A 25,845-nucleotide genomic window follows, 5' to 3' on the forward strand; every position below is an offset into this window, starting at 1 on the left:
AGGACAATGCTAACCCCAAAGGAGTATTGGCTTTTTGTGCAGTGCACATTGAAATGAGGACTGGGAACGTTCCCAATACGCCACAGCACCCTCTTCCCGGAGCCCGCCTTGCAGCCCTTGACTACCCCTGCCCCCGTCAGCCGGGAACTGATCCGCCTGGATGCGCGTGCGCTCGACAAGGCCGACGCCATCGCCCAGGTGGCGCAGATGCTTGTCGCCGCCGGCTGCGTTGCGCCGGGTTACGAGGCGAGCATGGGCCGGCGTGAGGCGCTGGCGAATACCTTCCTCGGCCATGGCGTGGCCATTCCGCACGGGCTGGGTGAGGACCGTCACCTGGTGCGCCGCGATGGCATTGCCGTGCTGCAGTTCCCGCAAGGCGTGGAGTGGAACCCGGGCCAGGTCACCCGCCTTGTGGTCGGCATTGCCGCGCAGTCCGATACCCACATCACCCTGCTGCGGCGGCTGACCCGGCTGATCCAGGATGACGCGACCCTGCAGCGCCTGTTCACCACGGCCGATGCGAGCGAGATCATCAACGCGTTGGCTGGCGATGTTTCGACCACGGCTCCCACTGCGCCGGTGACGGACCTGGCCGAGCGTTTCGACTGGACCATCGCCTACCCCAGCGGGCTGCACGCGCGCCCGGCCACGCGCTGGGCCGAGACGGCGCGCGGCTTCGCGGCCCGCGTACAGGTTCGCGCGGGCGATCAGGCTGCCGATGCCAAAAGCCTGGTGGCGCTGCTGCAGCTCGGCTTGCGTCATGGCGACGCGGTCAGCGTGTCTGCCGAGGGCGCCGATGCCCCAGCCCTGCTGGCCGCCCTGCGCAAGGTCATGGACGGGCTGGTGGCACAGGAAAAGGCCGATGCCGAGCGCGCAGCGCAGCGCAAGGCCGCGCCCGTTGCGGGCTGGAATCCGCCCGACGCACAGGCGGCGATCGTCGGCATCGGCGCCAGCCCTGGCCTGGCGATCGGCCTGGTGCATGTGCTGGCCAGCACGCAGGCTGAGGTCGCCGACCGCCCCACCCCTCTCGGCGAAGGCGGCGCACACCTGCAGGACGCGCTCAGCCGCACCCGCCAACAACTGGCCGCGCTGCAGGATGACACCGAGCGCCGGCTAGGCGCTTCGGATGCGGCAATCTTCAAGGCGCAGGCCGCGCTGCTCGACGACACCGATCTGATTACCCGCACCTGCCAGCTGATGGTCGAAGGCCATGGCGTTGCGTGGTCCTGGCACCAGGCCATCGAGCAGATCGCCTCCGGCCTGGCGGCACTGGGCAACCCGGTGTTGGCCGCGCGCGCCGCCGACCTGCGTGACGTGGGCCGGCGCGTACTGGCGCAGCTTGATCCGTCTGCGGCGGGTGGCGGCCTTGCCGACCTGCCTGCACATCCTTGCATCCTGCTCGCTGCTGATCTGTCGCCGTCCGACACGGCCAACCTCGACACCGGCCGCGTGCTCGGCCTCGTCACCGCGCTGGGCGGGCCGACCTCGCACACCGCGATTCTCTCGCGCACGCTCGGCTTGCCAGCGCTGGTTGCCGCTGGCGCGGAGCTGCTGGCGATCAGCGCGGGCCGCGAGGCGATCATCGATGGCAACAGCGGGCGGCTCTACCTGTCTCCGTCCGAGGCAGATCTCGCCTCGGCCCGTGCGTGGATCGCCGAACAGCAGCAGATCCGCGAGCGTGAAGCGGCGCAACGCGCGCAGCCGGCACAGACCCCAGACGGCCACCGCATCGACATCGGCGCCAACGTCAACCTGCCCGAGCAGGTGCCACTGGCGCTGGAGCAAGGCGCGGAAGGTGTCGGCCTGATGCGCACCGAGTTCCTGTTCCTCGAACGTGGCAGTACGCCCAGCGAGGATGAGCAGTACGCCACGTACGTGGCGATGGCCAAGGCACTCGACGGCCGCCCGCTGATCGTGCGCGCGCTCGATATCGGTGGCGACAAGCAGGTTGCTCACCTGGAGTTGCCGCGCGAGGAAAACCCGTTCCTCGGCGTGCGTGGCGCGCGCCTGCTGCTGCGCCGCCCCGACCTGCTGGAACCGCAGCTGCGTGCGTTGTATCGCGCGGCGAAGGACGGCGCACGCCTGTCCATCATGTTCCCGATGATCACCTCGGTGCCCGAGCTGATCGCACTGCGCGCCATCTGCGAACGGCTGCGCGCCGCGCTCGAGGCACCCGAAGTACCGATCGGGATCATGATCGAAGTCCCGGCCGCCGCCGCCCAGAGCGATGTGCTGGCCCGCCATGCCGACTTCTTCTCGATCGGCACCAACGACCTGACCCAGTACGTGCTGGCGATCGACCGCCAGAACCCGGAACTCGCCGCCGAGGCCGACAGCCTGCACCCGGCCGTGCTGCGTGCGATCCGCGCCACGGTGGAAGGCGCACGCCTGCATGGACGCTGGGTTGGCGTCTGCGGTGGCCTGGCGGGCGATCCCTTCGGCGCAATGCTGCTGGCCGGCCTGGGCGTGGACGAACTGTCGATGACCCCAAACGACATCCCGGCCGTGAAGGCACGCCTGCGTGGCAACGCGCTGGCCGATCTGCAAGCGCTGGCCACTACCGCGCTGGACTGCGAAACCGCGGAGCAGGTGCGTGCCCTTGATGGAACGCACGCATGAGCGCCCAGGCCCTCACCGTTACCCTGAACCCGGCGATCGACCAGACCGTGCGGCTGCCGCACCTGCATCCGGGACAGGTGCATCGTGCCCGCAGCTCCCGCGACGACGCCGGCGGCAAGGGCGTCAACGTGGCCGCCTGCCTGGCCGATTGGGGCGTGCCGACCACCGCGCTGGGCGTGCTCGGCGATGGCAACGACGGCGTGTTCAACGCGTTGTTCTCCGAGCGTGGCATCGCAGACGCTTGCCTGCGCGTTCCGGGCCGCACCCGCACCAACATCAAGCTGGTCGACGAGGCCAACGGCGAGACCACCGACATCAACCTGCCCGGCCTGTCACTGTGTGACGCCGATCTGGACGCGGTATCACGCCGACTCGACGCACTGCTCCAGGCGGACCAGCCGGTGGTGCTGTCCGGCAGCCTGCCGTCCGGGCTGCCAGCCGATGCATGGGCGCGACTGCAGGCGCGGGCTGGCGCCGCTGGTGCGCGCGTACTGCTGGATACCAGTGGCGACGCGCTCGCCGCCGCGTTGAGCGGCGCACAAGGCGTACTGCCCTACGCGATCAAGCCCAACCGCCACGAACTGGAGGCCTGGGCCGGCACGCCGCTGCCGGATCGCAGCGCCCTGCGGGCCGCGGGCCAGGCCTTGGTCGAACGCGGAGTTGCACTCGTAGCGATCTCGATGGGCACCAACGGCGCGCTGTTCATTGATCGCAGCGGCGCCCTGGTCGCGCGACCGGCGCGGCTGGCGCAGGGCAGTACGGTCGGTGCGGGCGACGCCATGGTCGCCGGCATCGCCGCCGCATTGCTGGAGCCCTCCCTGGATCTGGCGGGTTGCGCGCGGCTGGCGACAGCGTTCTCGATGAGCCGGCTGGAGAGCGGCGACGCGCGACAGCTGGACCCGGCGCAGGTGCGCGCGTGGACCGGCGATGTACTGATCGAGCGGTTGGATTGAAACCCCTGCAGAGGACGCTGCGGCTGGCCTCGGGCCACCGATAGCCCCTACTGCAAGGACGAACCCGAAGAATTCCAGGAGTTCCCATGCAAGCTTCCACCGTAGTCATCGCCGCCGGCGAACGCAGCATCGAGGCGGTTCTTGCCGCCGAAGCGCTGCGCCGCGCCGCCCGCCAGCAAGGGGCTGAACTGGCGATCGAAATCCGCAGCGACCAGGGCGTGACCGGGGCACTGCCGGCAACGCAGGCCGCCGCCGCAACGCAGCTGCTGCTGGTGGGTGATGGCGAGGCAGATGCCGCGCGCTTCGGCAACGCCCAGATCGTGCGCGCCAGCCTCGGTGAAGTGCTGGACGACCCGCTTGCCGCGCTGGCGCTGGTCGCAGCAACATCAGCAACCGCTTCCACCGCGGACGCCGGCAAGCGCATCGTCGCCGTCACCTCCTGCCCGACCGGCATCGCCCACACGTTCATGGCAGCCGAAGGGTTGCAGCAGGCCGCCAAGGCATTGGGCCATGCGATCCGGGTGGAAACCCAGGGCTCGGTCGGCGCGCAGGACGCATTGAGCGACGAAGAAATCGCTGCCGCTGACCTGGTGCTGATCGCCGCCGACCGCGAAGTCGATCTGTCGCGCTTCGCTGGCAAACGCCTGTTCAAGAGCGGCACCAAGCCGGCGATCAATGACGGCCAGAACCTGATCCGCAAGGCGCTGGCCGAGGCCGGCGTGCAGGCGGGTACGGCGGCTTCAGGCCGCACCCCCGAGAAGGCCAGGGTCACCGGCCCCTACAAGCACCTGATGACCGGCGTGTCGTTCATGCTGCCGTTCGTCACTGCCGGTGGCCTGCTGATCGCACTGGCGTTCGCGCTCGGCGGCATCTATGCCTTCGACGATGCACACAAGGGCACGCTGGCCTGGTCGCTGTTCCAGATCGGCGCCAAGTCCGGCTTCATGCTGATGGTGCCGGCACTGGCCGGTTACATCGCCTACTCCATCGCCGATCGCCCGGGCATCGCGCCGGGCATGATCGGTGGGTTGGTGGCAGTCAACATGGATGCGGGCTTCATCGGCGGCATCCTGGCCGGTTTCATCGCCGGCTACGGCGTGCATTGGATCAACCGTGCGCTGCGCCTGCCGCGCAGCCTGGAAGGCCTCAAGCCGGTGCTGATCCTGCCGGTGCTGGGCACGCTGCTGGTCGGCCTGTTGATGATGTACGTGATCGGCACGCCGGTCGCCGGGCTGCTGGCCTGGCTGACCGACTGGCTGCGCGGCATGCAGGGCAGCAGCGCGATTCTGCTCGGCCTGCTGCTGGGCGGCATGATGGCGGTGGACATGGGCGGGCCGGTCAACAAGGCCTCCTACGCGTTCTCCACCGCACTGATTTCCAGCCAGGTCTACACGCCGATGGCGGCGACGATGATCGGCGGCATGACGCCGCCGCTGGGCATCGCGTTGGCCACATGGCTGTTCAGCAACCGCTTCACTGCCGAGGAGCGCGGCACGGCCGGTGCCGCTGGCGTGCTTGGCCTCAGCTTCGTGACCGAGGGTGCGATCCCTTACGCCGCGCGCGACCCGTTGCGCACCATTCCGGCGCTGATCCTCGGCTCGGCCGTGGCCGGTGCGATCTCGATGGCCGCAGGCGTCGAGCTGAAGGTGCCGCACGGTGGTGTGTTCGTGCTGCCGATCCCGAACGCGGTCACCCACCTTGGCGTCTACCTGCTGGCACTGGTGGCCGGCGTGACCGTCACCGCGGTCGCGCTGCGCGTGCTCAAGAAGCCGGTCACGGCTCCCACCCTGTAAAAGGAACCTCGCCCATGACCTCTCCTTCCCGCCGCCTGTTGCTGATGGCGACCCTGCCGGCCCTGCTACCCCTGGCCGCCGCCGCCGAGGCGAGCGACGTCCTCACCCCCAAGCTGGCTTACACCGGCGAAGCGGCCGCCACGCTCGACGGCGGCAAGCGCAGCGGAACGGCCTATGCTGGCCAGCTGATGTTCGGCGCCGACGTGGATCTGGACGCGGCGTTTGGCTGGCGGGGCGCGACGATCAAGGCCTACGGCATCAACCGCCATGGCACCAACCTGGCCAACAGCAGCACTGGCAACAGCACCTCGGTGCAGGAAATCTACGGTGGCCAGGGCACGCGCCTGGCCAACCTGACGCTTGAACAGAAACTGCTGAACGACCGATTGGTGGTGGAAGCCGGGCGCAGCGTCGCCAACATCCACCACCTTGGTTCGGAGCTCTGCCAGTACTTCCAGGGCAACTCGGCCTGCGGCAACCCGACCTACGTGTTTCGTACCAGCAATTTCACCTGGTGGCCGGTATCGAGCTGGATGGCCGATGCCACGGCCTGGGTGACGCCCGATGTCTATGTGCGCGTCGGCGCGTACCAGGTCGATCCCAGCCAGGCGGAGGATGGCCAGCACGGCCTGAAGTGGAATACGAACCAGGCCACGGGCTGGATCGTGCCCTACACGATCGGCTGGCGCAGCCCTGCTTCGGCACGACTGAAAGCCCGCTACGAAATCGGTGGCTGGCAGGACAACTCGACCTATCTCGATCCACTACGCGATGCCAACGGCATTCCGGCACTTCTCAGTGGCCAGGACCATGCGACCCGTCGTGGCCGCTCCGGCGCGTTCGCCCGCTTCGAACAGCAACTCACCGGTGATGGTGCCGGACGCGGCCTGACCCTGTTCGGTGCGGTGCTCAAGGGCACCTCTGGCCAGTTGATCGAGGATCATTTCCTGCAGGCCGGCCTGGTGCAGAAGGGCACGTTCGCCCGCCGGCCGCAGGACAGCATCGCTTTTGTGGTGACCCAGCAGAAGTACAGCAGCATCGCGCTGGAGAACCTTCGCCTGGCCCGTGCGGCAGCCGGCGGCAGCGGCACGCCGCACGGAAGCCAGGTGATGATGGAGCTGAGCTATGGCATCCAGGTCACACCGCAACTTCGGATTGCGCCGAACCTGCACTACATCGTGCATCCCGACCAGTTCAATGAACCCGCACGCCAGCGTGACCTGCCGAATGCGCTGATTGCAGGCATGCGGATCGATTGGAGTCTGTAGGAGAGTCACAGGTCCTCAGCGCGATGACCGCTGGATGGTTCATCAGGCCTCTATATTGGCCTTCAGCCAGTCGTTCACACCCGCCAGTTTCACGCCAACGTTGGCATTGAACGTTCCATCCATGCCCCAGGACACGCCCCTGCCCTGGGCGAAGGCGGCGCGGTACTTCTTGATCATGTTCGTCGGATCATCGGCCAACTCCTTCATCAACTGAGGAACCCCCCAGACGGCAAGCTCGAAGTGGGCGCCGAAATAGCCTTCCAGGATGGCAGGCAGTTCCTCATAGCGGACCGTGTCTCCCGCCAGATAGACGATCTCGTTCCGAAGTGGGGGCAAGTGGAAGACGATCTGTGCAGTCATCGCTCCAATGTCCTCAGGTGTCGTCAGCGTGACCGCATTGGAGGCTGTACCCAGTGCATTGACCCTTCTGCCGGGAAGATCGATGACCCCGAACTCCGGCTCGAAGAGGTAGCTGGTGAACATGCCGGTGGAAATGACGACCCAGTCCATTGCGGACTGCGAGCGCAGATAGTCGCGTACGTCGAGCTGGGCATCGAACAGATCCTGCGGTCCACCGCGTCCAATGGCGTCAAAGTCGACCCCGAACTGCCAAGGGAAGTACCTGCCGATACCTGACTTCACGGCGGCGCGCGCTACCTTCATGGGTGTGTCGCGGCCAGCGGCGTAGCCGGTGCAACCGATCACGGTGTCATACCTGGAGAAGAGCACGGCCAGTTGGTCGATCGTGGAAGCCACCAGGTCGCCTGGCTCGATGGTCACTCCCAAAGAGCGTATTTCATCAATTACAGCGCGCTTCTCCGGAAGCACGGATTCTATCGAGGCTTCTCTCAGCATCACGCTGATGCGTGCATCATGCATCCCAGCCAATCGTGCAAGGTTGCGAATGACGGGCATTCCGAGCTCGCCGGCACCCAGCACCAGGATCGAGCGGGAATCATTCGGGGAAGACATTCAAACCACCATGTGTGTGTACGATGGCGGCGATTCTGCTCCCTCCCATATCGCCACGTAAGAAGGCACACCGATGATACCGATCGCACCGTTCATGAGCTCCGAAGAGCTTCTGCGGCATTCACAAGCGATATGCGACGGCATGAGCGCGGACGATGATGGCCTGCGCCGTGAGGTTCTTGCGCATGCAGGCAGCCGCTGGTCCCTGGGAATCATTCATGCCTTGGGTGTTTACGGAACACTGCGTCACGCCGATGTGGCGCGGCGCATGAAGGGAATCACCCAGCGCATGCTGACACGTACCCTCAGACAGCTGGAAAGGGACGGGCTGATCCACAGGCAGGACTTTCGCGAGGTGCCGCCCCGCGTGGAGTACAGCATCACTCCGTTGGGCAAGGAGCTGCTGGTTCTGATGATCCCGATGTGGACCTGGGTCGTGGGGCACGCTGAGGAATTCCGATGCTGTCGGGAGCGTTTCGATGACGACCATCGCAATGTGTCCTCTGACTGACCCGATCTGCGGGAAGTCGAAAAATGCGCGGTAGAACGGGAAGCAACGGGAGGTGTCGCTTGACCGTAACATGGAAGGCGCAACCCGCCGCTGTGCATGCCCTGGCACGACCGTCACGGAACGCGCCGCGCCCTGGCATTCGCTGGGCAGCCAGCACGGTATGATGCCGCAACCCCGGCACCTGCACTGTTCGCAGCGGGTGCCAGCACGCTGACCGCACTCGCCGCAGAGCCGGCGAGGGGCGCGATGGACGGCACCACGCACATCCCTACCCCATGCTCGCTTCCCATTCTTCCCTGATCATCTGGACGGCGGTGGCCGTCGCCACCGTCGGCCTGCTGATCCGTCCGTTCCGCATCCCGGAGTACGTATGGGCGCTCGGCGCGGCGGCATTGCTTCCGCTCAGTGGCACGATGTCATTCGGCACTGCCTGGCACGCGGTGACCGAGGGGCGGGATGTCTATTTGTTCCTGGTCGGCATGATGGCGCTGGCCGAGCTGGCCCGGCGCGAAGGCCTGTTCGACTGGCTGGCGCTGTATGCAGTCCGGCATGCGCGAGGCTCAGGGCGGCGCCTGTTCGACCTGGTGTTTCTGGTCGGCACGCTGGTGACGGTGTTTCTTTCCAACGATGCAACGGCCGTGGTGCTGACGCCGGCGGTCTACGCTGCCTGCAAGGCGGCCCGCGCCAATCCCCTGCCCTATCTCTTCGTCTGCGCATTCATCGCCAATGCGGCCAGCTTCGTGCTGCCCATCTCCAACCCGGCCAACCTGGTGGTGTACGGCCAGCACATGCCGCCGCTGCTGCAGTGGCTGGCACAGTTCGCGCTGCCCTCGCTGGCTGCGATCGGCGCCACCTATCTGGTGCTGCGCTGGGTGCACCGGCGCGAGATCGCGCAGCCGCTGGTCGCTGCGCCGGAGCATCGCCCGCTGACCGAGGGCGGCCGACTGAGCGCGCTGGGCGTGCTGTTCACTGGCAGCGTACTGCTGGTGACGTCCGCGCTGAACGGACCCCTGGGCCTGGCCACCTTCTGCGCCGGCGCGCTGAGCGTGGCGGTGGTGGTGATACGCCAGCGTTGTAGTCCGCTGCCGCTGCTGCGGCATGTCTCCTGGGGCGTGTTGCCGCTGGTGGCCGGACTGTTCGTGCTGGTGGAAGCAGTGGCCCAGACCGGCGTCATCCAGAGTGCGGCCGGCGCGCTCCAGGCGCTGGCGAAGGCGTCGCCGCACCAGGCCAGCTGGCTGGCTGGAGGCGTGGCTGCGTTGCTCAGCAACATCGCCAACAATCTGCCGGTGGGCCTGGGGGCCGGTTCGCTGGGCCAGATGGCTGAACTGCCTGCACAGACCCGCGCCGCGCTGCTGATCGGCGTGGACCTGGGGCCCAACCTGTCGGTGACCGGCTCGTTGGCCACGATGCTGTGGCTGGTGGCGTTGCGTCGCGAAGGCGAGCATGTGAGCGCGCTCGGCTTCATGCGTATCGGCGCGCTGGTGATGCCACCTGCGTTGATCGCGGCGCTGCTGTTGCTGTGACCAGAATGCCGGCCGCGCCTGGTCCTGGAAGGCCAGCTGACGGTAGGCACGGCGTGTCTTTCACCAGATTGTTGAAATGCCCCGCGATGGTCCAATTGCGCACCGTTCCGCTGATCCCCGCGGAATTCATAGAAGGGCTCGCAGCCCCGCGCAGCAGGACGATGGGGGGGGGCTCAGGCCTGCAGGCCCTGCTGCAGCAGGGCCTGCAGGCGCAGGGCGTTGCGGGCGGCGTGCCCCAGCGCGGTGTTGTCCAGCACGAACCAGACTGATCGTCGCGCATCCGATTCGAGCTGCAGCTCCCGGGCCAGGCCTGCCAGGACCTGTTCACTGTAGGCGCTGCGATAGATCTGCGGCTGCCCGTGCCAGCGCCAATAGCTCCACGTGCGGTCTCCGCCTGGAATCGCAGCGCCCGGCACCCGCGCTGGATCCGCCGCAACCCGTGCGACACGATGGGCGCTCAGCAGAGCATCCACTTCCGTAGTGAACCAACTGGGATGGCGTGGCTCACAGGCCACATCGAGCTCGCTACGTGCACGCAGGCCCTGCAGAAAGCGCTCCGTCGTCGCCCGGTCGTATGCCAGGCTGGGGGGCAACTGGAGCAACAGCGGCCCAAGCTTCTTGCCCAGCGCCCGCACGCCAGCGAGGAACTGCTCCAGCGGCTGCATTGCATCGCGAAGCCGTTGTTCATGGCTGATCGAGCGCGGCATCTTCACTGCAAAACGGAAGTATTCTGGCACGCTTGCAGCCCACCGTGCGTACGTGCCGGCCACGTGCAGGCGATAGAACGAGGAGTTGATCTCGACCATGGGCAGGCGGGTGGCGTAGCGCTGAAGCACGCTGTCACCCTCCCCGAAGTCCACCTGCTCCGACCGGGACAGCGACCAGCCGGCGCAACCGATGCGTATCGGCCAAGGTGGGCCCGCAGCGCCAGGCACCTGCCGACCGTATCCTCCGCCTGCCACTGACCTGCTCACTGCGGCGCACCGGTTGCGCATGTCGATGCGTTACGCACAGAGCCCGTCCATTGGGAGGTCGCGACCTTCCCGGGAAGCCGCTGCGTCGACCCGCTGCACATCCACCGCCGCAGGGCGCTGCATCCGGCCTCGGCCTGGATCGATCGCGAAGCTGGAACTACCGGCCATCCGCGGCTGTGAACAGACCGTGCTGGCCACTGTTTCAAGGCCCAGGAGGCACCGCATCACCCGGTGCTGCGCCCGGTGCAGGCCGACCTCAACCCCCACGACATAGACAAAACGGCCATCGAACTTGACCTGCACGCCATCCAGCATCTCATCAGAGTGCAACGCCCGCTTCAGCGACTTCATCCACGCGCGTTCAGGCGTGCGATCCAGCTCTACCACGACGGCGGCCCCACCACGGTCCAGGGGCATGCATTCGACACGGAGCACACGCGGTGAAGCAGGATCGGTTCCAGGTCGATGCATGACAGAAGCTCCAGTGCCGAAGATGGCGGCAGTATCCATGCCCCCCGCCAAAATGCCGTCAAGAAATCCCGGGCGCTCTCCACGATCCACCGACAGCGTTGACGGCACGTCAGTGGCTTCGCGCCGGGCTGACGCTCCGCACTCACGGCATTGATGCGGCACGGCACACACTGCAGCTCCCGAGGCAACACAGGCATGCGCGCATGCAACGCGATATGAGCCAGCGCAGATGCAACCTGCTGCTGGTGGAGGACCAATTCGACCTTGCCGCCCTCATGGAGCGCGCGCTCGAAGACGAAGGTGGCCAGGTGACCCACGCCTACAGTGTGTTTGATGCGATGGCCCTACTGGAAAGACAATCGTTCGATGGCGCCGTGCTGGATGTGGAGCTTCGCGATGGCGTTGTCTTTCCGGTTGCCGATCGCTTGGCCGAACTCGGCATCCCTTATCTCTTCGTTTCTGCGGTGTATGACCAGCTGGTGCCGCAGCGCCACCGGCGCGCGGCTTTCGTAGCCAAGCCGTTTCACATCGACCAGTTGCAACGAGCGGTTAAACGGGCGATAGAAGGCGTTTGCCCTTCTTCGACCGGACACTGACTGGAATCAAGCGCGGATGTATCGAGAGAAGTACGCGCCGAACTGACGGGCCTTTGCCGGGGGGAGCTCGCTGGAAATGGTGTCGAAGACCCTGTCAACCTCGTCCTTGCGACCGACCGCTCCGCATTCGCGCGCACTTTCCAGCAGCGCTCGTTGTCGCACGGTAAGGTTTCCGAAGGGGTCAAAGTAGGAGTCGACGCGGTCGTGGTCCTGCACCCCCGTCCAACTGAATCGCGCGTCTTCGGCGGAAGCTGCAATACGTTGATACCGCAGGATGGCTTCTTCAGGGCTGATACGCTTGCGAAGCAGATCCAGTCGCGTCCGATACAATTCGGTTTCAGCACGCGGTGCGGAACCGACCAGCCCAGACACCGATTCCTCCACGAATGCGTAGTCAATATTGCCGGTTTCTGCCTGCACGCCCAGAAGATTGAAGCTGGCAATTGCATGCCGATAGGCATTGCTGTTCGCCTTCGTTTCCTGTGTCTTTGTTGGCCTGCCTATCGCGCTGGGTTGTACGATTTCAATGCTGGCGTCGTCCGAGAGAATGGCCTCGATATCGCGCTTGTGAAACTCGCCTACAACCAGGACAACGGTCTCCCCGGCGTACGCCCTGGCTGCCGCAACCAGGCGCTTGGCCTGCAGGTAGGTGCGATAAAGGTACAGCCGTCGTGGGAGGTCGTCTCCAGCCCGCTTTGCGGCAGTGGTTGCCCACTCGTGGATGTTGGCAAGATTGGATGGAGTATCTGCATGGAAGATGTCCCTGGTCAGCTGGACTGGCTTCGGGAACACGAGGAAGGCTTGGAATCCTTTGTCTGGGCGCACTTCGGGAATGGATTCCAGGTCCAGGCCAAATCCAAGTCTGGCGTCTTCTGCTGGCGGCGCCCAGTCCACAGGACACAAGGCTATGCCCCTCGCGCGCGCGAAAGGAACGATCACATCCTGGATCTCGTAAGTGAACTCGTAATAGCTGTGCCGGGCAAAAGCTTCCGGCGATCGCTCAACACAAATGGCGGCGGGCTTCGTACGATCCAGAAAGGCAGCCAGTGTTGCTGGGCTGTCATTGGGCGAAACCAGCTGGGCCGCATGATCGACCCCCAACACGATTACACGCGTCGGCGGCGCTTCGGCTGCGTTGGGGACAGCGAGTGCTCGCAACGGCAAGCAGATGAGAATGGCGCCGAGAACCCATGCGTTCATTCGCAGGTTCCTGTAGGAAGTGTGCTGATGATGCTAGGGCGACTCAACCAGCGGCACCTGTGCCGTTGGTTGTAGGCAGCCACAATCGGCCGCAACAGCGCGGACTGAGCCGCTTAACGTCCTGGACCCGCCGACGTCGGCAGGCGCCCACGGATAGTCGTGCTGGGCGGAGTCAGGCACTTCTGCACCTGCTCAGTCATTCCGGTGAGTAGAGCGCGCCATCCCAGCCGTCAAGATACTTCGGCAGCTCATCCAGAACATCAACCACCCGCTGGCGATAGTAGAGGTGCATTGTGGGAGACCACGCCAGATGCGAATCCCCTTCGCCGCCGCGGTGGAGCATCGCATTGGGAACAACGTGCATACCCAGCCGGTTGGTACCAAACACAACCTCACCGCAATGGGCACAGAACGCCTTCTTCAACTGCTTTTCGGGATGACTGAACGTCCGCACTTCGGAGGCTTCCATCTGGACGGAGGCGGGCTCCCATGCCGTTGCGGAGAACATCGCCACACCGTAGAAGTCCCTGCAGGATGCGCAGTGGCAGTTGGCGCGCGCTACCGGTTGCCCGTGCAGATCCATGGCAACCTTCCCACACAGACACGCTACTCGAATCGACATGATGGGCCAGCAAGGAGTGGACGACTCCGGATTGTACTGTTCCGACCAGTCGAAGTACCGGCATCGGCATGCCGAACAGCGCCATCCAACGGAGCGGGACCCTTCACCGTATTCGCCCCCACCAATGCAGCCTTCAACAAGCTTTCCCCGGGCACGGTTGACACCCTTGTAAAGCCGGAAAACAAGGCGCAGCTGACCAGGATCCTGACCTATCACGTGGTCCCGGGCAACTTCAGCTCGGCCCAACTCATCGCAGACGCCAGGAAGCACGGCGGAAAGGCCACCCTGAAGACGGTCCAGGGCGAACCGCTTACCGTGACGCTTCATGACGGCAAGCTGTGGGTTGTGGATGCCAAGGGCGGCAAGGCCGGGATCAGCATCGCCGATGTTGGTCAGTCCAACGGCGTTATCCACGTCATCGACACCGTGCTGATGCCGAAGTAGCCGTGTCCGGCGCGGGACATCACAACACTGCCCCGCGTCGGAGTCTGGGCCACCCGGAGATGGCCGGAGCGCAATCCCTGGCCAATCTCCCTGCATTTCAAGCAGGCCAGGGCCAGCGCAACGCCGAACGCTGGCTACCCCAGGCGGCTAGAAGGCCACCTGCAGGCGGGTATTGAAGGTGGTGCCTTCGTCCCTACCCTCTCCGGCGCCGTTGCGGTTGCGCGCCTGCCAGCGGACCGCCTCGAACATCACCCGGCTGAAGTCGTTGAGGTACCAGTTCGCTCCCAGCGTCCACGCGTAGCCAGTACTGCCACTGGGCAGCTCGGCGTAGTCCACGTCCTCGTAGCGGCCCTTCAGCTCCCATGCGCCGCCGCCGCCGCGCGTCACTGGATCGGCGACCTTCACCTTCCCCCAGGTACCCGTCTTGCCCGCGTAGGACGGTTGCGCGCCCGCCAGGAACCAGCCGGCCGAGATCGCCCACGCTTCGTGATCGCGGTCATAGCGACCGCTGGCATCGCTGCCCCGCAGGCTGCGCGTACCCCATTCGCCAGTGGCCCATGCAGGGCCGAAGAAGCCCGCCAGTTCCACGCCGTAGGCGGTGCTGCGCTCGGCGCCCAGGAGCGTGCCTGGCGTGATCTTGACCAGATCGTTGAAATGCCCCGCAATGGCCGAACTGCGCACCACGCCGTTGGCCCCAGCGGGGATCTTCTCGTGGAAGGCCCATGCGCCCAGATGCACTGTAGCGCCCGAGGTGTCCAGCGGATTCCAATGGACGCGCGTGGCCCAGGTCTGGCTGTCGTTGTCGGTGCCCGCGTTGTTGAGATCGTTGCCGGCCACCGACAGGCTGGCATGCCAGCCCTTTCCATACACTCGCTCGGTGAGCCCGACACCAAACAGGCCGCGCTGCGGCAGCAGCAGCGTGCCGACCACGTTGCGTTCCTGGAACGGCGTGTTGGAGGTGCTGCTTGAGCCATCGATACCGCGATCGTTCAAGCGGTTGCCGACCGTGAGATCGGCCGGCACGCCGAACAGCGTGTGGTCCAGCGTGGCATAGACCGACTTCCACGCCACCGCGTTGTCGGCGAAGTCGCCCTCCACCACCCAGCCCAGGGTGCCGTAGCGCCCCTCGGCCCCGAGGCGCACCGAACGGATTTCGGTACCCGAAACGTTGCGGCCGGCGACCGCCGAACCGTCGGTGCTGGAGGCATCGACGAACAGGCGGCCGCGGGGACGGAACACCGTAGTGCCGTCGGCACTGCTGAACTCCGGTGCACCTTTGACCCAGGAGACCTTCGGCAGCTTGGAATGGCTGGACTCCAGTGCGGCCACCCGCGTCTCCAGTGCAGGCGCGGGCGGCGTGGGCGGTGCGGCCGCACTGCCCTGCCCGCCCTCCACGGCGCGGAGGCGGGCTTCCAGCTGCTGGATCTGCAGCGCCTGCTGCTGCACCAGGCGTGACAGCTCGGCCTGGCTCAGCGGCGCGGGAAGCGAGGACGTGGATTGTGCGTCGGCATGGCCGCTGGCCAACAGCAGGCCGAGCGCGACCGACAGCGCTGCCATCGGCAGCACGGTGGGAGGGTTCATGGGCTCTCTCCGGCCAGCCGGCCCCCTGGCCTGGCGCTGGCCCGTTGCGGTGGTGCGGGGGAAGATCAGGAGGATGCGGCGCCGCCGGGTCGGCCCGGCGGCGCGTCAGGCGGGCTCAGCCCAACCCGGTCAGCTGGTGGCCTGTGCCTGGGCGTTGGGGCGCCATGTGATCAGCTTGTTCTCGACCACGTCCAGCAGGGCGTCGATGACCAGCACGAAGGCGGCCAGGATGATGATGCCGGCGAATACACCCACAGCGTTGAAGTTGCCTTCTGCCTGCGCGATCAGGTAGCCCAGGCCCGCCGAGGCGCCGAGGTACTCACCGATGATCGCGCCGACCACCGCGAAGCCGACCGAGGTACGCAGCGACGAAAGGATCCAGCTCGCCGCTGCCGGGAAGTAGACGTGGCGCAGCAGGTCGCTACGGCTCGCCCCCAGGATGCGGGCATTGGCCAGCACCACCGGGTTCACCTCACGCACGCCCTGCATGGCGTTGAAGAACGTGGTGAAGAACACCAGCGTGACCGCCAGCGCCACCTTCGACCACAGCCCCAGGCCCAGCCACAGCACGAAGATCGGCGCCAGCACCACGCGCGGAATCGCGTTGAAGCCCTTGATGAAGGGATCCAGGATGCGCGCCGAGCGTCGGCTCAGGCCCAACCACACGCCGCCAGCCACACCCAGGCCAGTGCCGATGATGTAGCCCAGCGCGGTTTCGGTCAGCGTGATGTACACGTGCTGGTAGAACGAGGTATCCGACAGCCAGGTCCAGGCCTGCTGCACGATCGCTGTCGGCGACGGGAAGAAGAACGGGTCGATCACGCCCAGCGCGATGCCGCCTTCCCAGCCACCGAACACGGCGACCACCAGGGCCAGCTGGATGAACTTGTCAGTCTTGGCGTGCATAGCTCTTCTCCACTTCGCCGCGCAGGCAGGCCCAGATATCGCGGTACAGGTCGGTGAAACGGTCATCCAGCTTGATTTCGGCCACATTGCGCGGCCGTTCCAGATCCACATCGAAACTGCGCACGACCCGGCTGGCCGGGCCGGAGGACAGTACGACCACGCGGTCACCGAGGGCGATCGCTTCTTCAAGGTCGTGGGTGATCAGGATCACCGAGCGCCGGTCTTCCTGCCACAACCGCAGCAGTTCGTTCTGCATGAGGTGGCGGGTATGGATGTCCAGCGCCGAGAACGGCTCATCCATGAGGATCACCTTCGGCTCAACGATCAGCGCCTGCGCCATCTGCACGCGCTTGCGCTGGCCACCGGACAACTGGTGCGGATAGCGATGCTCGAAGCCCGCCAGGCCGACCTTGGCCAGCCACGCATTGGCCTTGGCCTTGCGCTCTGCTTCGGGCACGCCACGGAAGCGCAGGCCGAGCTCGACGTTCTGGAATGCGGTCTTCCACGGTAGCAGTGCATCCTGCTGGAACAGGTAACCCACCGATTCCTGCACGCCGCTGACCGTACGGCCGTCGATCTTGACCTGTCCGGAAGACGGCTTCAGCAGGCCCGCCACGGAATTGAGGATGGTGCTCTTGCCACAGCCTGTAGGGCCGACGATGGCGAGGAACTCGCCGTCACCCACCTGGATGTCGACATCGCGTACGGCGGTGAATTCGCCGAAGGACATGGTCACCTTGTCGATGGCGACCATGGTCTGTGCAGGCTCCAGCTGCGGTGCGCCATTGAGCTGGCGCACGGTGGCATTGAGGGCCATGGGGTTACCTCCGCTTACGGTTGGGCAGCCGGCGTCGCAGCGTTGGCACGCTCGACGAAGGCATTGGTGTAGGTCCTGGACAGATCGATGTTGGCCTTGGCCACATCCGTGTTGAACTCGCGCAGCACCTTCAACGGCGTTTCCAGGTCGGCCGGCGTGAAGTGACCGTCGCGGGTGAAGATCGCGCGGGCGTTCTCCACTGCGCGCGCATAAGTGGCACGGTCGCCAGAGACGTAGCTGTCCGGCAGCGCCGCCACGATCTCTTCGGCACTGTTGTCGGCGATGAACTTCAAGGCCATCTGCTCGGCGCGGGCGATCTTCTCGGCCGCTTCGGGACGCTTTTCCAGGAAGCTCTGGTTGGCATACATCACCGAGGTCGGGTACAGGCCGCCATAGACCTGGCGGGCGCCGTCGTCGCTGCGCGCGTCGAGCAGGATCCTGCCGACCTTGCGTTCGGTGATCAGGGTGGCGGCCGGGTCGTAGTTGACCAGCAGGTCGATCTTGCCCTGCTCGAGCGCGGCCACCGCTGCGGCGCCCGAGCCGACGCCGATCAGCGAGATGCTGTCGACCGGAATAGCGTGTTGTGCGAGGAAGTGACGGACGAAGAAGTCGGACGAGGAGCCCGGCGCGGTGATGCCCACCTTCTGGCCTTTGATGGTCTCCGGGCGTGCTGGATCGAAGGTGGCGTCCTCGCGCCCCGCCATCACCAGGCCGGAGTTGCGCGAGAGCAGCACGAAGGCAACCACGTCCTTGCCTTTGGCCTGCATCTGGATGGTGTGGTCGTAGAAGCCCACCGCCACGTCGGTGGAGTTGGCCACCAGTGCCTGCAGCACCTTGGAGCCACCCTGGGCGAAGTTCTCGGTCTTCACGTCGAGGCCGACGTCCTTGAAATAGCCCTTGGCGTCGGCAATGAAGAACGGCAGGTTGTTGAGGTTGTAGGAGCCGACGCTGATGCGCACCGGTGCGGTGTCAGCGCTGCCTGTGGCCGTACCTTCGGCGCGGCCGCTGTTGCTGCACCCGGCCGCGGCCAGGCCGGCCGCGCACAGCGCGGCCATCAGGAACTGCTTGTACATCATCCCTCCCAGGAGTGAAGCATCTACGTTGTGGTGGCGGGCAGGCACGCCTGTGCCGACCCGGCCGGTTTCAGATCATGCCGCTGACGTCCATTGGCGGTCTTGGGTGGTACTGGCCCGGGCGGGCGCGGGCGAGGTTGCATATACCCGGCCGTCGAACAGGCGGCGCGCGGTGCGGACCACGCTGGCAATCACCGGCGCATCGCCCGAACTGCGACTGAGGCCCACCTCCAGGGCCCCGCTCGGATGTTCGAGGGTAATGCGGCCGGGAACGGACAGGCATCCGACCAAAGTGTGGGCCAGCGTGCCCGGCGTGACGGCGGCGGTGGCCAGGCCGACGGCGCCGGTGATCGCCAGTGCGGTGTGGCATTGGTGCGGCATGAAGTAGCGCACCTGCAGATCGCCGCCGTGTTGCGGCGCCGACAGCAGCACCGGCTTGGGGATAACCTTGTTGCCGGCGTCGGCGATGCCCATGCGGGCGCCCGCCTCGATGCGCAGCGCTTCCAGCCGGCGCATGAACGCGGCGTCCGCGTTCAGTTCGGCGGGCGAGGCATCCCCGTGCACGCCCAGGTCTTCGGCACGCACCAGCATCATCGGCATGGCACAGTCCACCAGGCTGACCGGCACGCCATTGATGGTTTCCTGCGCGTGGCCACTGGGCAGCAGCTTGCCGGTGCGGGCACCTGCGGCATCAAGGAAGGAGAGCCTGACCGGCGCGGCCGAGCCCGGCGCGCCGGCAATGCGCGTATCACCGCGGTAGACCACATGGCCGCCCGGCGTTTCCACCGTGGCGATGATCAGCTTGCCGGTGTTGACGTTGTGGATGCGCACTTCAGTCTGCGGATCCTGCGCCTGCACCAGCCCACGCTCGATGGCATACGGGCCCACGGCCGCCAGCATGTTGCCGCAGTTGGGCGAGGTATCCACCACCTGCTGCTCCACCCGTACTTGGGCGAACAGGTAATCCACGTCGGCGTCCGCCCTGCTCGAACGGTCGATGATCGCCACCTTGCTGGTCAGCGCGTTGCCACCGCCGATGCCGTCGATCTGCAGCGGATGGCCCGAGCCCATCACTTCCAGCAGCAGGCGATCGCGTTCAGCGATGTCCATAGGAAGGTCGCTGGCCAGGAAGAACGGGCCTTTGGAGGTGCCACCGCGCATGAGTACGCAGGGAATGCTGAGCAGATCGTTGGACATACGTGTGCTAGATTGATGCGTATAGGAGATGAATGACCCCTCTGTGATTCGATACTGGCATGGCCTCAATTGATCTGTGAATTGCTGATTTTTGGATGATTGATACCCAATGAGCATCAATTGCGAAATCCTGGATCTACGCGCCTTCCTGCTGGTCTCGGAGACGCGCAGCTTCCATCGCGCCGCGGAAATCCTGCACGTCTCCCAGCCGGCGCTCAGCCGACGGATACAGAAACTGGAGCAGGCCGTGGGTTCGCCATTGCTGGAGCGCACCACGCGTAGCGTCAGCACCACCGCTGTCGGCGAGAACCTGCTGCCATTGGTGCGGCGCATGCTGGAGGAATTCGATGGCTCGCTGTTCTCACTGCGCGGCCGGGACGACACCCGCGGCGCCACCGTCACCATCGCGTGCCTGCCGACGGCGGCGTTCTACTTCCTGCCCAGTGTGATGGCGCGTTTCCACGAAGCGCACCCGAACGTGCGCTTCCGCATCCTGGATATCCCGGCCACGGAGGGTCTGCAGGCAGTGGAGCGTGGCGAAGTCGAGTTCGGCATCAACTTCATGGGCGCCAACGATCCGAATCTCGATTTCGACGTGCTGGCCGAGGACCCCTTCGTCCTCGCTTGCCGGCGCGATCATCCGCTGGCCCGCAAGCGCAAAGTGGAATGGGCTGATCTGGCCGAGCACCAGCTGATCACCGTGCATCGCACCAGCGGCAACCGCACGCTGCTGGACGGCGCGCTGGCGCGCGAGAACCTCAAGCTGAGCTGGCACTATGAAGTGACGCACCTGTCGACGTCACTGGGCATGGTCGAGGCCGGTATCGGCGTGTCGGTGCTGCCGAAGATGGCCACGCCGGACGGGGATCACCCCACCCTGGTGACACGCGCGATCGGCAACCCGGTCGTGTCGCGCACGATCGGCATCGTCCGCCGACGGGGCGCCCTGCTCTCGCCCACGGCCGAGCGATTTCTTCAGATGCTGATGAGCCAGTGGCGCGGGGAGGTATGAGCAAGCGCGCGTCTCACGCACCTGTGCTGTCCGAACCCCAGCCAAGCATGTCTCGGCAGAGGCGCGCGACGTCAATGCCATCGCGGCGCTTCAGTCTGCGTATCCGAAGATGTCGAGGGTGAGCAGGTCCTGCCCGTTCTCGACCGGATACTTGTTCCGGCGCGCTGGGCGCTGACGGGGCCGCCTTTCATCACGAAACAGCGAAGATCGACGCAATACCTGCGAGCGATCCCACAGCCACCCACGAGAGCGTGGCGAAGGCAGTCAACAGCACCTTCCGGTGGACGACCTGCGCTTGGTTCTGGGGTTCCGGTCGCCGCGCATAGGGCCTGGAGAAACCGAGGAGTTCGCCGGTGACTGTCAGCGCCCCCATCAGGATCAGTGCGGTCACGCAGAAGCCGAAAACGGAGCCAATGAGGGCCAGATGCTGGGTTTCGCCGATAGCCGGCTGAGTCACGGCCAGAGCCTCCACCAGTTGCCCCGTCCACCGTGCGGGCAGCCAGGCCAGGGCTGCGACGATGCCGAAGTGACTGGCCACGTTGATCCAGAACCAGGATGTGGGCTTCATGACGTGAGCGTTTCCGATGATGGCCAGTGGCGGGCATCGTGATGCCTGCTCCAGCCCCGCACAACCCTGCATGGCGGAGCCGGCCAGCGGCCGGCACTACCCGGGCGATCAGCCTGCGGTTTCGAGCCCCTTGCCTGCCGCACCCATCCGCAGCGAGGCCAGGTACCGGCAGTACTTGCCGACGAAGATGCCGGTGAATCCGCCCGCCAACAGCAGGTAGGCGGCACTGAAGCCAGCATTGGCGGTCAGCGACGGCGACACCGCAAATGCGACTTCGAAGCCGTACTTCACCAAGAAGGTGACCAGCAGCAGCGGCAGCAGGCTGAAGTCCGCGTTGCGCCAGAGCTTGCCGGTGCAGCTGTCCAGCGTCAGCTTCAGCCGATTCAGCAGCAGCCAGCCCAGTGCGGCACCCGCAGTGATGCCGGCCAGCCATTCACCCCAGGCGCTCAGCGACGTGCCGAAGCGATGGCTGATCGACCACGCACCCCATACGGCGAACAGGGCGGGCACGATCGCCAGCTTCTGCAGCGAGGTCTCCCCCGGCTTCATGGCGGCGATGCCGCGGGTGATCAGGAAGGCCAGGAGCAGCCAGACCCAGATCGGCGTCTGCGCGGCGAGTTGCTGGAGCATGTTCATGAGCGGTCCCCTTGGTGAGTGGTGGCTGAGTGGTGGCGAGGTGCCCTCGCCTTGGCGCTCACTATTCGCGTCCGCCCGGGTTGCAGCCAGTGACAGCTGTCAGCCATCGCGGATTACGGGGGCGTTGCGCGCCCTCCCCTCACCCCGGCGGGCACACACCGTTAACGGCCCGGCCCTATGCTGGGGGCCTCATTGGAGACCTGCCAGGTACCAACCATGACGAAGCTGCATACCCTGATGCTGACCGGCGGCCTGCTTGCGCTGAGCCCTTTGGCCTTGGCCGAGACCGTGAACCTGACCAACAGCGCCGAGGGCGCCAACCGCGATGCCGGCATCACTGCGGTCAAGAAGAAGCTGCAGGACGAGTGCACCGAGCGCAAGGGCTCGCCCGATGCCGCCTCGTTCGAGGTGGTCTTCGAGAAGACCAGCCCGAACCCGAACGTACCCAAGCCGTACTACGTGGACGGCAGGATGAAGTGCGAACTGCCGGGCTGACAGGCCCGGCAGCACAGCCATCGATACGGATCAGCGGCCGGAGCCGCGAACGCGCCGCTGGTACTGCGCGATCCACTCCAGCGATGGCGCAATTCCGCCGAACGGGAAGAAATGCGGGCTGATCGGGCCATGGGCGCCCGTCAGCCCCTTCACCAGGCAATCGACGAACACCTCCGGCCCCGCCGTGCCGAGCAGCCGGCCGATCGAGATGCCATACCTGGCCAGCATCGATGCACTGGCACCCACGCCGCACATCGCGGCGTAGCGCAGCAGCCGGGTGATGCTGGCCGGCCCCGGCACGCCGACTAGCACCGGAACCGAGATGTCACGCGCGCGCAATGCATCCAGCCAGGCCAGCACGGTATCGGCATCGAACGCGAACTGGGTGACGATCAAGGGGGCCATGCCGCGTGCTTCGATGGCCTGACATTTACGCCCAAGCACCTGCCAGCGGTCGTCAGCGCTCATCACCGGGTGGCCTTCCGGGTGCCCGCCGATACCAACGACCTTGATCCCGAAGTGCTCCAGAAGACCGGTCTGGATGATCGAAGCACTGTCGGCAAACGGCCCGGCGGGTGTGGCCAGGTCGCCCGCGACCAGCAGGCAGCGGGTGACGCCGGCTTCGCTGGCGGCGCGCTCCAGAAAGCGCTCAAGCGCTGCGTGCGAGCCGATGCGGCGGGCAGAGAGATGCGGCATCGGCTCGAAGCCGAGCTCGCGCACCATGCGCGCGGCAACCAAGCGTGCGTCGTCGTCCTCGCTGGCCAGCCAGGGAAGGGAGATGACCGTGCCGCGCGGTATGCGGGCCGCCTCGGCACGTAGTGCCGGCATGGCCTTCGCGCTGACTTCCAGTGAAAAGGCGTTGATGAAGGCGTCCGCCTGCGATGAGGTACCGGCCGGCATCAGCGCGCCTCGCGTGCATTGCCGGCAAGCGGCGAGCTGTTGCGGGCCAGTTCGATGAAGGCCTGCAGGTAGTCGATACCGGTATCGGCCTCGCGCGCACCCAGATAGATCTGCTTGGGGATGCCCTTGGCGCCCAGCCGTACGGGCACCACGTCCATGCGCGTGGCGTACTCCTGTACCAGCCAGCGCGGCATGGCAGCCACGCCGCGGCCGCTGGCCACCATCTGCATCATGATGTCGGTGGTTTCAATGGCCTTGTGGCGCCGCGGCGTGATGCCGGCGGGCAGCAGGAACTGGTTGTAGATGTCCAGGCGCTCGAACGGCACCGGGTAGCTGATCAGCACTTCCTGGCTGAGCTGGCGCGGCTTTACGTGGTCCACCTTGGCCAGGGCGTGGTTGCTGGCGACCACCAGCACCTGCTCGTAGTCGAACACCGGGATGAACTTCAGGCCCGGCTTCAGCAGTGGATCGGGCGTGACCAGCAGGTCGATCTCGTAGCCGAACAATGCGCCGATGCCGCCGAACTGGAACTTCTGCTTGACGTCCACATCCACGTCCGGCCAGGCGGCCAGGTACGGCGAGACGATCTTCAGCAGCCACTGGTAGCACGGGTGGCACTCCATGCCGATGCGCAGCGCGCCACGCTCGCCCTGCGCGAACTGGCCCAGCCGCTCCTCGGCCAGGTCCAGCTGCGGCAGCACCCGGTTGGCGACCGCCAGCAGGTACTGCCCGGCCTGGGTAAGCCGCAGGCTGCGGCCTTCGCGCAGCCAGACATCGGTGCCGAGCTGCTGTTCCAGCTTTTTCATGCTGTGGCTGAGCGCCGACTGGGTCAGGTTGAGCACGCCGGCGGCCGCGGTGAGCGAGCCCTGCTGTTCGACCTGCTGCACGATGCTGAGGTGGATCCGTTCCAGCATGACGATGAATCTCATTCATGGATTGGTGAAGTAATACCATTTTACGTCATGGAAGGGCATGGCTAGGATCGGGTCATGCCTTCGGTTGCCTGACAGCCTGCTGATCCAGCCGGCCCGCAGGACTGCGCCCCCGCAGATTGCGCCGAAGCAGCCCCTCCCCTGCTGAAAGCGAACAGATGACCCGCCCCCTCCGTATCGTCGCCGTTTCCGGTGGACTGCAACGCCCCTCCCGGGCCGCCACCCTGGCCGAGCATCTGCTGGGCCTGATCGGCGAAGACGTCCATTGCGAGCAGCAGCTGATCGAGCTCGGTGAGCTTGCGCCACAGCTGGCCGGTGCGCTGTGGCGCTCGCAGCTGCCCGAGGCGGTCGAGCGGCAGTTGGTCGCTGTCGAACAGGCCGACGTACTGGTGGTGGCCACGCCGGTCTACCGCGGCTCCTACACCGGCCTGTTCAAGCACTTCTTCGATTTCATCGACCAGGATGCGCTGATCGATACCCCGATCCTGCTGGCCGCCACCGGCGGCAGCGAGCGCCACGCGCTGGTGATCGACCATCAGCTGCGGCCGCTCTTCAGCTTCTTCCAGGCCCGCACCCTGCCCCTGGGCGTGTACGCAACCGATCGCGATTTCGCCGAGGGCCGCGTGCACAACGAGGCACTGATCCAACGTGCGCGACTGGCCGTGCAGCGGGCAATGCCCTTGCTTGCCCTGTCCCATCGCGCTGCGCCCGCCATCGCCGAGACCGCCGCAACTCTCTGAATACCGGATGCCAGCACCCTGCATTCGGATGCCACCCAGCAAACCGGAACGCCGCCCATGACGACCGACACCTTCACCTTCAGCATCACGCGCATCCCTTTCAACGAGGACTACCAGCCGGCCGAGGGCACGCGCATCACCACCAATTTCGCCAACCTGGCCCGCGGTGCGTCCCGGCAGGAGAACCTGCGCAACACGATCAGCATGATCAACAACCGCTTCAACGGCCTGGCGCATTGGGACAACCCGAGCGCGGACCGCTATGCGGTCGAGCTGGACATCATCTCGGTGGAGATGCACATCGACGGCGACGACGGCAGCGATCCGTTCCCGTTGATCGAAGTGCTGCGGCCGACCATCGTCGACACGCAGACCGGCGTGCGCAGCGAGGGCATCGTTGGCAACAACTTCTCGTCCTACGTACGTGACTACGACTTCAGCGTAGTGCTGCCGGCCAGCAACGAGGGCAAGGCCACCTTCGGCATTCCGGAAGGCTTTGGCGACCTGCACGGCAAGCTGTTCCAGCACTTCCTGCGCTCGGACGCCTACCGCGCCAACTTCAGCAAGGGGCCGGTGATCTGCATCAGCGTTTCCAGCAGCAAGACCTACCACCGCACCGAGAACCATCACCCCATCCTGGGCGTGGAGTACCGCCAGGGTGAGTTCTCCCCCACCGACCAGTACTTCGACAAGATGGGCCTGCAGGTGCGCTATTTCATGCCGCCGGGCAGCGTCGCGCCGCTGGCCTTCTACTTCCAGGGCGACCTGCTGGGTGATTACTCGAACCTGGAACTGATCGGCACCATCAGCACGATGGAAGCCTTCCAGAAGATCTACCGCCCGGAGATCTACAACGCCAATTCCGTGGCCGGCAAGGTCTACCAGCCCAGCCTGAAGCACCAGGATTACTCCTCCACCCGCATCGTCTACGACCGCGAAGAGCGCAGCCAGCTGGCGGTCAAGCAGGGCCGGTTCACCGAAGAACACTTCATCAAGCCATACCGCGCCGTGCTTGAGCAGTGGGCCGCCCGCTGATCCATCG

The 25,845-nt window shown here is 65.8% G+C and carries 26 protein-coding genes; 12 read left to right on the forward strand and 14 right to left on the reverse strand.

The window, feature by feature from the left end; genetic code table 11:
• The first annotated feature begins 108 nt into the window (after positions 1-108).
• From ptsP to ACZK1G_RS11630, 4 genes are all read left to right on the forward strand, one after another.
• Entirely contained in the window at positions 109-2,619 is a 2,511-nt protein-coding gene (gene ptsP, locus ACZK1G_RS11615; protein ID WP_197621869.1) for a phosphoenolpyruvate--protein phosphotransferase, read from the forward strand.
• On the forward strand, positions 2,616-3,572 hold the full coding sequence (gene pfkB, locus ACZK1G_RS11620; protein WP_101765496.1) for a 1-phosphofructokinase: 957 nt from the start codon (positions 2,616-2,618) through the stop codon (positions 3,570-3,572). The genes ptsP and pfkB overlap by 4 nt, the downstream gene beginning before the upstream one ends.
• Before the next feature lie 86 nt (positions 3,573-3,658).
• The gene (locus ACZK1G_RS11625) at positions 3,659-5,365 is read left to right on the forward strand and encodes a PTS fructose transporter subunit IIC (RefSeq protein ID WP_049445188.1); all 1,707 of its coding nucleotides are present in this window, start codon (positions 3,659-3,661) and stop codon (positions 5,363-5,365) included.
• 14 nt (positions 5,366-5,379) lie between these two features.
• A complete protein-coding gene (locus ACZK1G_RS11630; protein WP_049445185.1) occupies positions 5,380-6,633 on the forward strand; it encodes a carbohydrate porin in 1,254 nt (417 codons plus the stop codon).
• Positions 6,634-6,675: 42 nt separating this feature from the next.
• Here ACZK1G_RS11630 and ACZK1G_RS11635 read toward each other — a convergent pair whose 3' ends face one another.
• Positions 6,676-7,605, reverse strand: coding sequence for an aromatic alcohol reductase (locus tag ACZK1G_RS11635; RefSeq protein ID WP_049445182.1), 930 nt, complete (start codon positions 7,603-7,605; stop codon positions 6,676-6,678).
• A 94-nt stretch (positions 7,606-7,699) separates the two neighbouring features.
• On the opposite strand from ACZK1G_RS11635, the gene ACZK1G_RS11640 reads away from it, so the two are divergent.
• A complete protein-coding gene (locus ACZK1G_RS11640) occupies positions 7,700-8,116 on the forward strand; it encodes a winged helix-turn-helix transcriptional regulator (protein WP_049445523.1) in 417 nt (138 codons plus the stop codon).
• A gap of 275 nt (positions 8,117-8,391) precedes the next feature.
• The gene (locus tag ACZK1G_RS11645) at positions 8,392-9,639 is read left to right on the forward strand and encodes an arsenic transporter (RefSeq protein ID WP_101765497.1); all 1,248 of its coding nucleotides are present in this window, start codon (positions 8,392-8,394) and stop codon (positions 9,637-9,639) included.
• A gap of 173 nt (positions 9,640-9,812) precedes the next feature.
• Here ACZK1G_RS11645 and ACZK1G_RS11650 read toward each other — a convergent pair whose 3' ends face one another.
• Together ACZK1G_RS11650 and ACZK1G_RS11655 are read right to left on the reverse strand one after the other, a co-directional pair.
• Positions 9,813-10,574 (reverse strand): DUF72 domain-containing protein, encoded by a 762-nt coding sequence (locus ACZK1G_RS11650; protein ID WP_049445179.1) that lies wholly within the window; start codon positions 10,572-10,574, stop codon positions 9,813-9,815.
• Between the two features lie 69 nt (positions 10,575-10,643).
• On the reverse strand, positions 10,644-11,123 hold the full coding sequence (locus ACZK1G_RS11655; protein ID WP_233490759.1) for a hypothetical protein: 480 nt from the start codon (positions 11,121-11,123) through the stop codon (positions 10,644-10,646).
• Positions 11,124-11,287: 164 nt separating this feature from the next.
• On the opposite strand from ACZK1G_RS11655, the gene ACZK1G_RS11660 reads away from it, so the two are divergent.
• Positions 11,288-11,680: a response regulator gene (locus tag ACZK1G_RS11660; protein WP_049445174.1), complete on the forward strand. Its 393-nt coding sequence runs from the start codon at positions 11,288-11,290 to the stop codon at positions 11,678-11,680.
• Between the two features lie 6 nt (positions 11,681-11,686).
• Here ACZK1G_RS11660 and ACZK1G_RS11665 read toward each other — a convergent pair whose 3' ends face one another.
• Positions 11,687-12,880 carry a hypothetical protein gene (locus ACZK1G_RS11665; RefSeq protein ID WP_101765498.1) on the reverse strand — a complete coding sequence of 398 codons (1,194 nt, stop codon included), beginning with the start codon at positions 12,878-12,880 and terminating at the stop codon, positions 11,687-11,689.
• Positions 12,881-13,076: 196 nt separating this feature from the next.
• A complete protein-coding gene (locus ACZK1G_RS11670) occupies positions 13,077-13,502 on the reverse strand; it encodes a GFA family protein (protein WP_101765499.1) in 426 nt (141 codons plus the stop codon).
• Positions 13,503-13,532: 30 nt separating this feature from the next.
• Between ACZK1G_RS11670 and ACZK1G_RS11675 the strand changes: the two genes are divergently transcribed.
• Entirely contained in the window at positions 13,533-13,946 is a 414-nt protein-coding gene (locus tag ACZK1G_RS11675) for a fasciclin domain-containing protein (protein WP_320204377.1), read from the forward strand.
• A 147-nt stretch (positions 13,947-14,093) separates the two neighbouring features.
• Here the strand turns inward: ACZK1G_RS11675 and ACZK1G_RS11680 are convergent, their stop codons facing one another.
• The 5 genes from ACZK1G_RS11680 to ACZK1G_RS11700 form a co-directional block, all read right to left on the reverse strand.
• Complete coding sequence (locus ACZK1G_RS11680; RefSeq protein ID WP_101765500.1) at positions 14,094-15,527, reverse strand: OprO/OprP family phosphate-selective porin; 1,434 nt, start codon at positions 15,525-15,527, stop codon at positions 14,094-14,096.
• 129 nt (positions 15,528-15,656) lie between these two features.
• A complete protein-coding gene (locus tag ACZK1G_RS11685) occupies positions 15,657-16,433 on the reverse strand; it encodes an ABC transporter permease (protein WP_005409726.1) in 777 nt (258 codons plus the stop codon).
• A complete protein-coding gene (locus tag ACZK1G_RS11690) occupies positions 16,417-17,250 on the reverse strand; it encodes an ABC transporter ATP-binding protein (RefSeq protein ID WP_049445162.1) in 834 nt (277 codons plus the stop codon). Before ACZK1G_RS11690 ends, ACZK1G_RS11685 begins: the two co-directional genes overlap by 17 nt.
• 14 nt (positions 17,251-17,264) lie before the next feature.
• On the reverse strand, positions 17,265-18,323 hold the full coding sequence (locus ACZK1G_RS11695; protein ID WP_049445519.1) for an ABC transporter substrate-binding protein: 1,059 nt from the start codon (positions 18,321-18,323) through the stop codon (positions 17,265-17,267).
• Between the two features lie 75 nt (positions 18,324-18,398).
• Positions 18,399-19,520 carry a 4-oxalomesaconate tautomerase gene (locus tag ACZK1G_RS11700; protein ID WP_049445158.1) on the reverse strand — a complete coding sequence of 374 codons (1,122 nt, stop codon included), beginning with the start codon at positions 19,518-19,520 and terminating at the stop codon, positions 18,399-18,401.
• Positions 19,521-19,629: 109 nt separating this feature from the next.
• On the opposite strand from ACZK1G_RS11700, the gene ACZK1G_RS11705 reads away from it, so the two are divergent.
• Entirely contained in the window at positions 19,630-20,532 is a 903-nt protein-coding gene (locus ACZK1G_RS11705) for a LysR family transcriptional regulator (protein ID WP_101765502.1), read from the forward strand.
• A gap of 190 nt (positions 20,533-20,722) precedes the next feature.
• Here ACZK1G_RS11705 and ACZK1G_RS11710 read toward each other — a convergent pair whose 3' ends face one another.
• Positions 20,723-21,100, reverse strand: a complete 378-nt coding sequence (locus ACZK1G_RS11710; protein WP_049445154.1) for a hypothetical protein — start codon at positions 21,098-21,100, stop codon at positions 20,723-20,725.
• A gap of 108 nt (positions 21,101-21,208) precedes the next feature.
• On the reverse strand, positions 21,209-21,736 hold the full coding sequence (locus ACZK1G_RS11715; protein ID WP_049445150.1) for a DUF6622 family protein: 528 nt from the start codon (positions 21,734-21,736) through the stop codon (positions 21,209-21,211).
• Positions 21,737-21,952: 216 nt separating this feature from the next.
• On the opposite strand from ACZK1G_RS11715, the gene ACZK1G_RS11720 reads away from it, so the two are divergent.
• A complete protein-coding gene (locus ACZK1G_RS11720; RefSeq protein WP_049445147.1) occupies positions 21,953-22,231 on the forward strand; it encodes a hypothetical protein in 279 nt (92 codons plus the stop codon).
• 30 nt (positions 22,232-22,261) lie between these two features.
• Here the strand turns inward: ACZK1G_RS11720 and ACZK1G_RS11725 are convergent, their stop codons facing one another.
• Both ACZK1G_RS11725 and ACZK1G_RS11730 read right to left on the reverse strand, forming a co-directional pair.
• On the reverse strand, positions 22,262-23,131 hold the full coding sequence (locus ACZK1G_RS11725; RefSeq protein WP_049445144.1) for a methylenetetrahydrofolate reductase: 870 nt from the start codon (positions 23,129-23,131) through the stop codon (positions 22,262-22,264).
• Positions 23,131-24,045, reverse strand: a complete 915-nt coding sequence (locus ACZK1G_RS11730; protein ID WP_101765503.1) for a LysR family transcriptional regulator — start codon at positions 24,043-24,045, stop codon at positions 23,131-23,133. Before ACZK1G_RS11730 ends, ACZK1G_RS11725 begins: the two co-directional genes overlap by 1 nt.
• A 176-nt stretch (positions 24,046-24,221) precedes the next feature.
• Here ACZK1G_RS11730 and msuE point away from each other — a divergent pair, with 176 nt between their 5' ends.
• Positions 24,222-24,803, forward strand: a complete 582-nt coding sequence (gene msuE, locus ACZK1G_RS11735) for an FMN reductase (RefSeq protein WP_101765504.1) — start codon at positions 24,222-24,224, stop codon at positions 24,801-24,803.
• Positions 24,804-24,860: 57 nt separating this feature from the next.
• Positions 24,861-25,838: a DUF1852 domain-containing protein gene (locus ACZK1G_RS11740; protein ID WP_101765505.1), complete on the forward strand. Its 978-nt coding sequence runs from the start codon at positions 24,861-24,863 to the stop codon at positions 25,836-25,838.
• The last annotated feature ends 7 nt before the right edge of the window (positions 25,839-25,845 follow it).

Source organism: Stenotrophomonas sp. 109824_Sma (assembly GCF_056480025.1).

Coding starts and splice junctions, on each gene's coding strand:
- pfkB (WP_101765496.1), top strand. CDS start 2,616: ATGAGCGCCCAGGCCCTCACCGTTACCCTGAACCCGGCGATCGACCAG.
- ACZK1G_RS11625 (WP_049445188.1), top strand. CDS start 3,659: ATGCAAGCTTCCACCGTAGTCATCGCCGCCGGCGAACGCAGCATCGAG.
- ACZK1G_RS11630 (WP_049445185.1), top strand. CDS start 5,380: ATGACCTCTCCTTCCCGCCGCCTGTTGCTGATGGCGACCCTGCCGGCC.
- ACZK1G_RS11635 (WP_049445182.1), bottom strand. CDS start 7,605: ATGTCTTCCCCGAATGATTCCCGCTCGATCCTGGTGCTGGGTGCCGGC.
- ACZK1G_RS11640 (WP_049445523.1), top strand. CDS start 7,700: ATGAGCTCCGAAGAGCTTCTGCGGCATTCACAAGCGATATGCGACGGC.
- ACZK1G_RS11645 (WP_101765497.1), top strand. CDS start 8,392: ATGCTCGCTTCCCATTCTTCCCTGATCATCTGGACGGCGGTGGCCGTC.
- ACZK1G_RS11655 (WP_233490759.1), bottom strand. CDS start 11,123: ATGGATACTGCCGCCATCTTCGGCACTGGAGCTTCTGTCATGCATCGA.
- ACZK1G_RS11660 (WP_049445174.1), top strand. CDS start 11,288: ATGCAACGCGATATGAGCCAGCGCAGATGCAACCTGCTGCTGGTGGAG.
- ACZK1G_RS11665 (WP_101765498.1), bottom strand. CDS start 12,880: ATGAACGCATGGGTTCTCGGCGCCATTCTCATCTGCTTGCCGTTGCGA.
- ACZK1G_RS11670 (WP_101765499.1), bottom strand. CDS start 13,502: ATGTCGATTCGAGTAGCGTGTCTGTGTGGGAAGGTTGCCATGGATCTG.
- ACZK1G_RS11680 (WP_101765500.1), bottom strand. CDS start 15,527: ATGAACCCTCCCACCGTGCTGCCGATGGCAGCGCTGTCGGTCGCGCTC.
- ACZK1G_RS11685 (WP_005409726.1), bottom strand. CDS start 16,433: ATGCACGCCAAGACTGACAAGTTCATCCAGCTGGCCCTGGTGGTCGCC.
- ACZK1G_RS11690 (WP_049445162.1), bottom strand. CDS start 17,250: ATGGCCCTCAATGCCACCGTGCGCCAGCTCAATGGCGCACCGCAGCTG.
- ACZK1G_RS11695 (WP_049445519.1), bottom strand. CDS start 18,323: ATGTACAAGCAGTTCCTGATGGCCGCGCTGTGCGCGGCCGGCCTGGCC.
- ACZK1G_RS11700 (WP_049445158.1), bottom strand. CDS start 19,520: ATGTCCAACGATCTGCTCAGCATTCCCTGCGTACTCATGCGCGGTGGC.
- ACZK1G_RS11705 (WP_101765502.1), top strand. CDS start 19,630: ATGAGCATCAATTGCGAAATCCTGGATCTACGCGCCTTCCTGCTGGTC.
- ACZK1G_RS11710 (WP_049445154.1), bottom strand. CDS start 21,100: ATGAAGCCCACATCCTGGTTCTGGATCAACGTGGCCAGTCACTTCGGC.
- ACZK1G_RS11715 (WP_049445150.1), bottom strand. CDS start 21,736: ATGAACATGCTCCAGCAACTCGCCGCGCAGACGCCGATCTGGGTCTGG.
- ACZK1G_RS11720 (WP_049445147.1), top strand. CDS start 21,953: ATGACGAAGCTGCATACCCTGATGCTGACCGGCGGCCTGCTTGCGCTG.
- ACZK1G_RS11725 (WP_049445144.1), bottom strand. CDS start 23,131: ATGCCGGCCGGTACCTCATCGCAGGCGGACGCCTTCATCAACGCCTTT.
- ACZK1G_RS11730 (WP_101765503.1), bottom strand. CDS start 24,045: ATGCTGGAACGGATCCACCTCAGCATCGTGCAGCAGGTCGAACAGCAG.
- msuE (WP_101765504.1), top strand. CDS start 24,222: ATGACCCGCCCCCTCCGTATCGTCGCCGTTTCCGGTGGACTGCAACGC.
- ACZK1G_RS11740 (WP_101765505.1), top strand. CDS start 24,861: ATGACGACCGACACCTTCACCTTCAGCATCACGCGCATCCCTTTCAAC.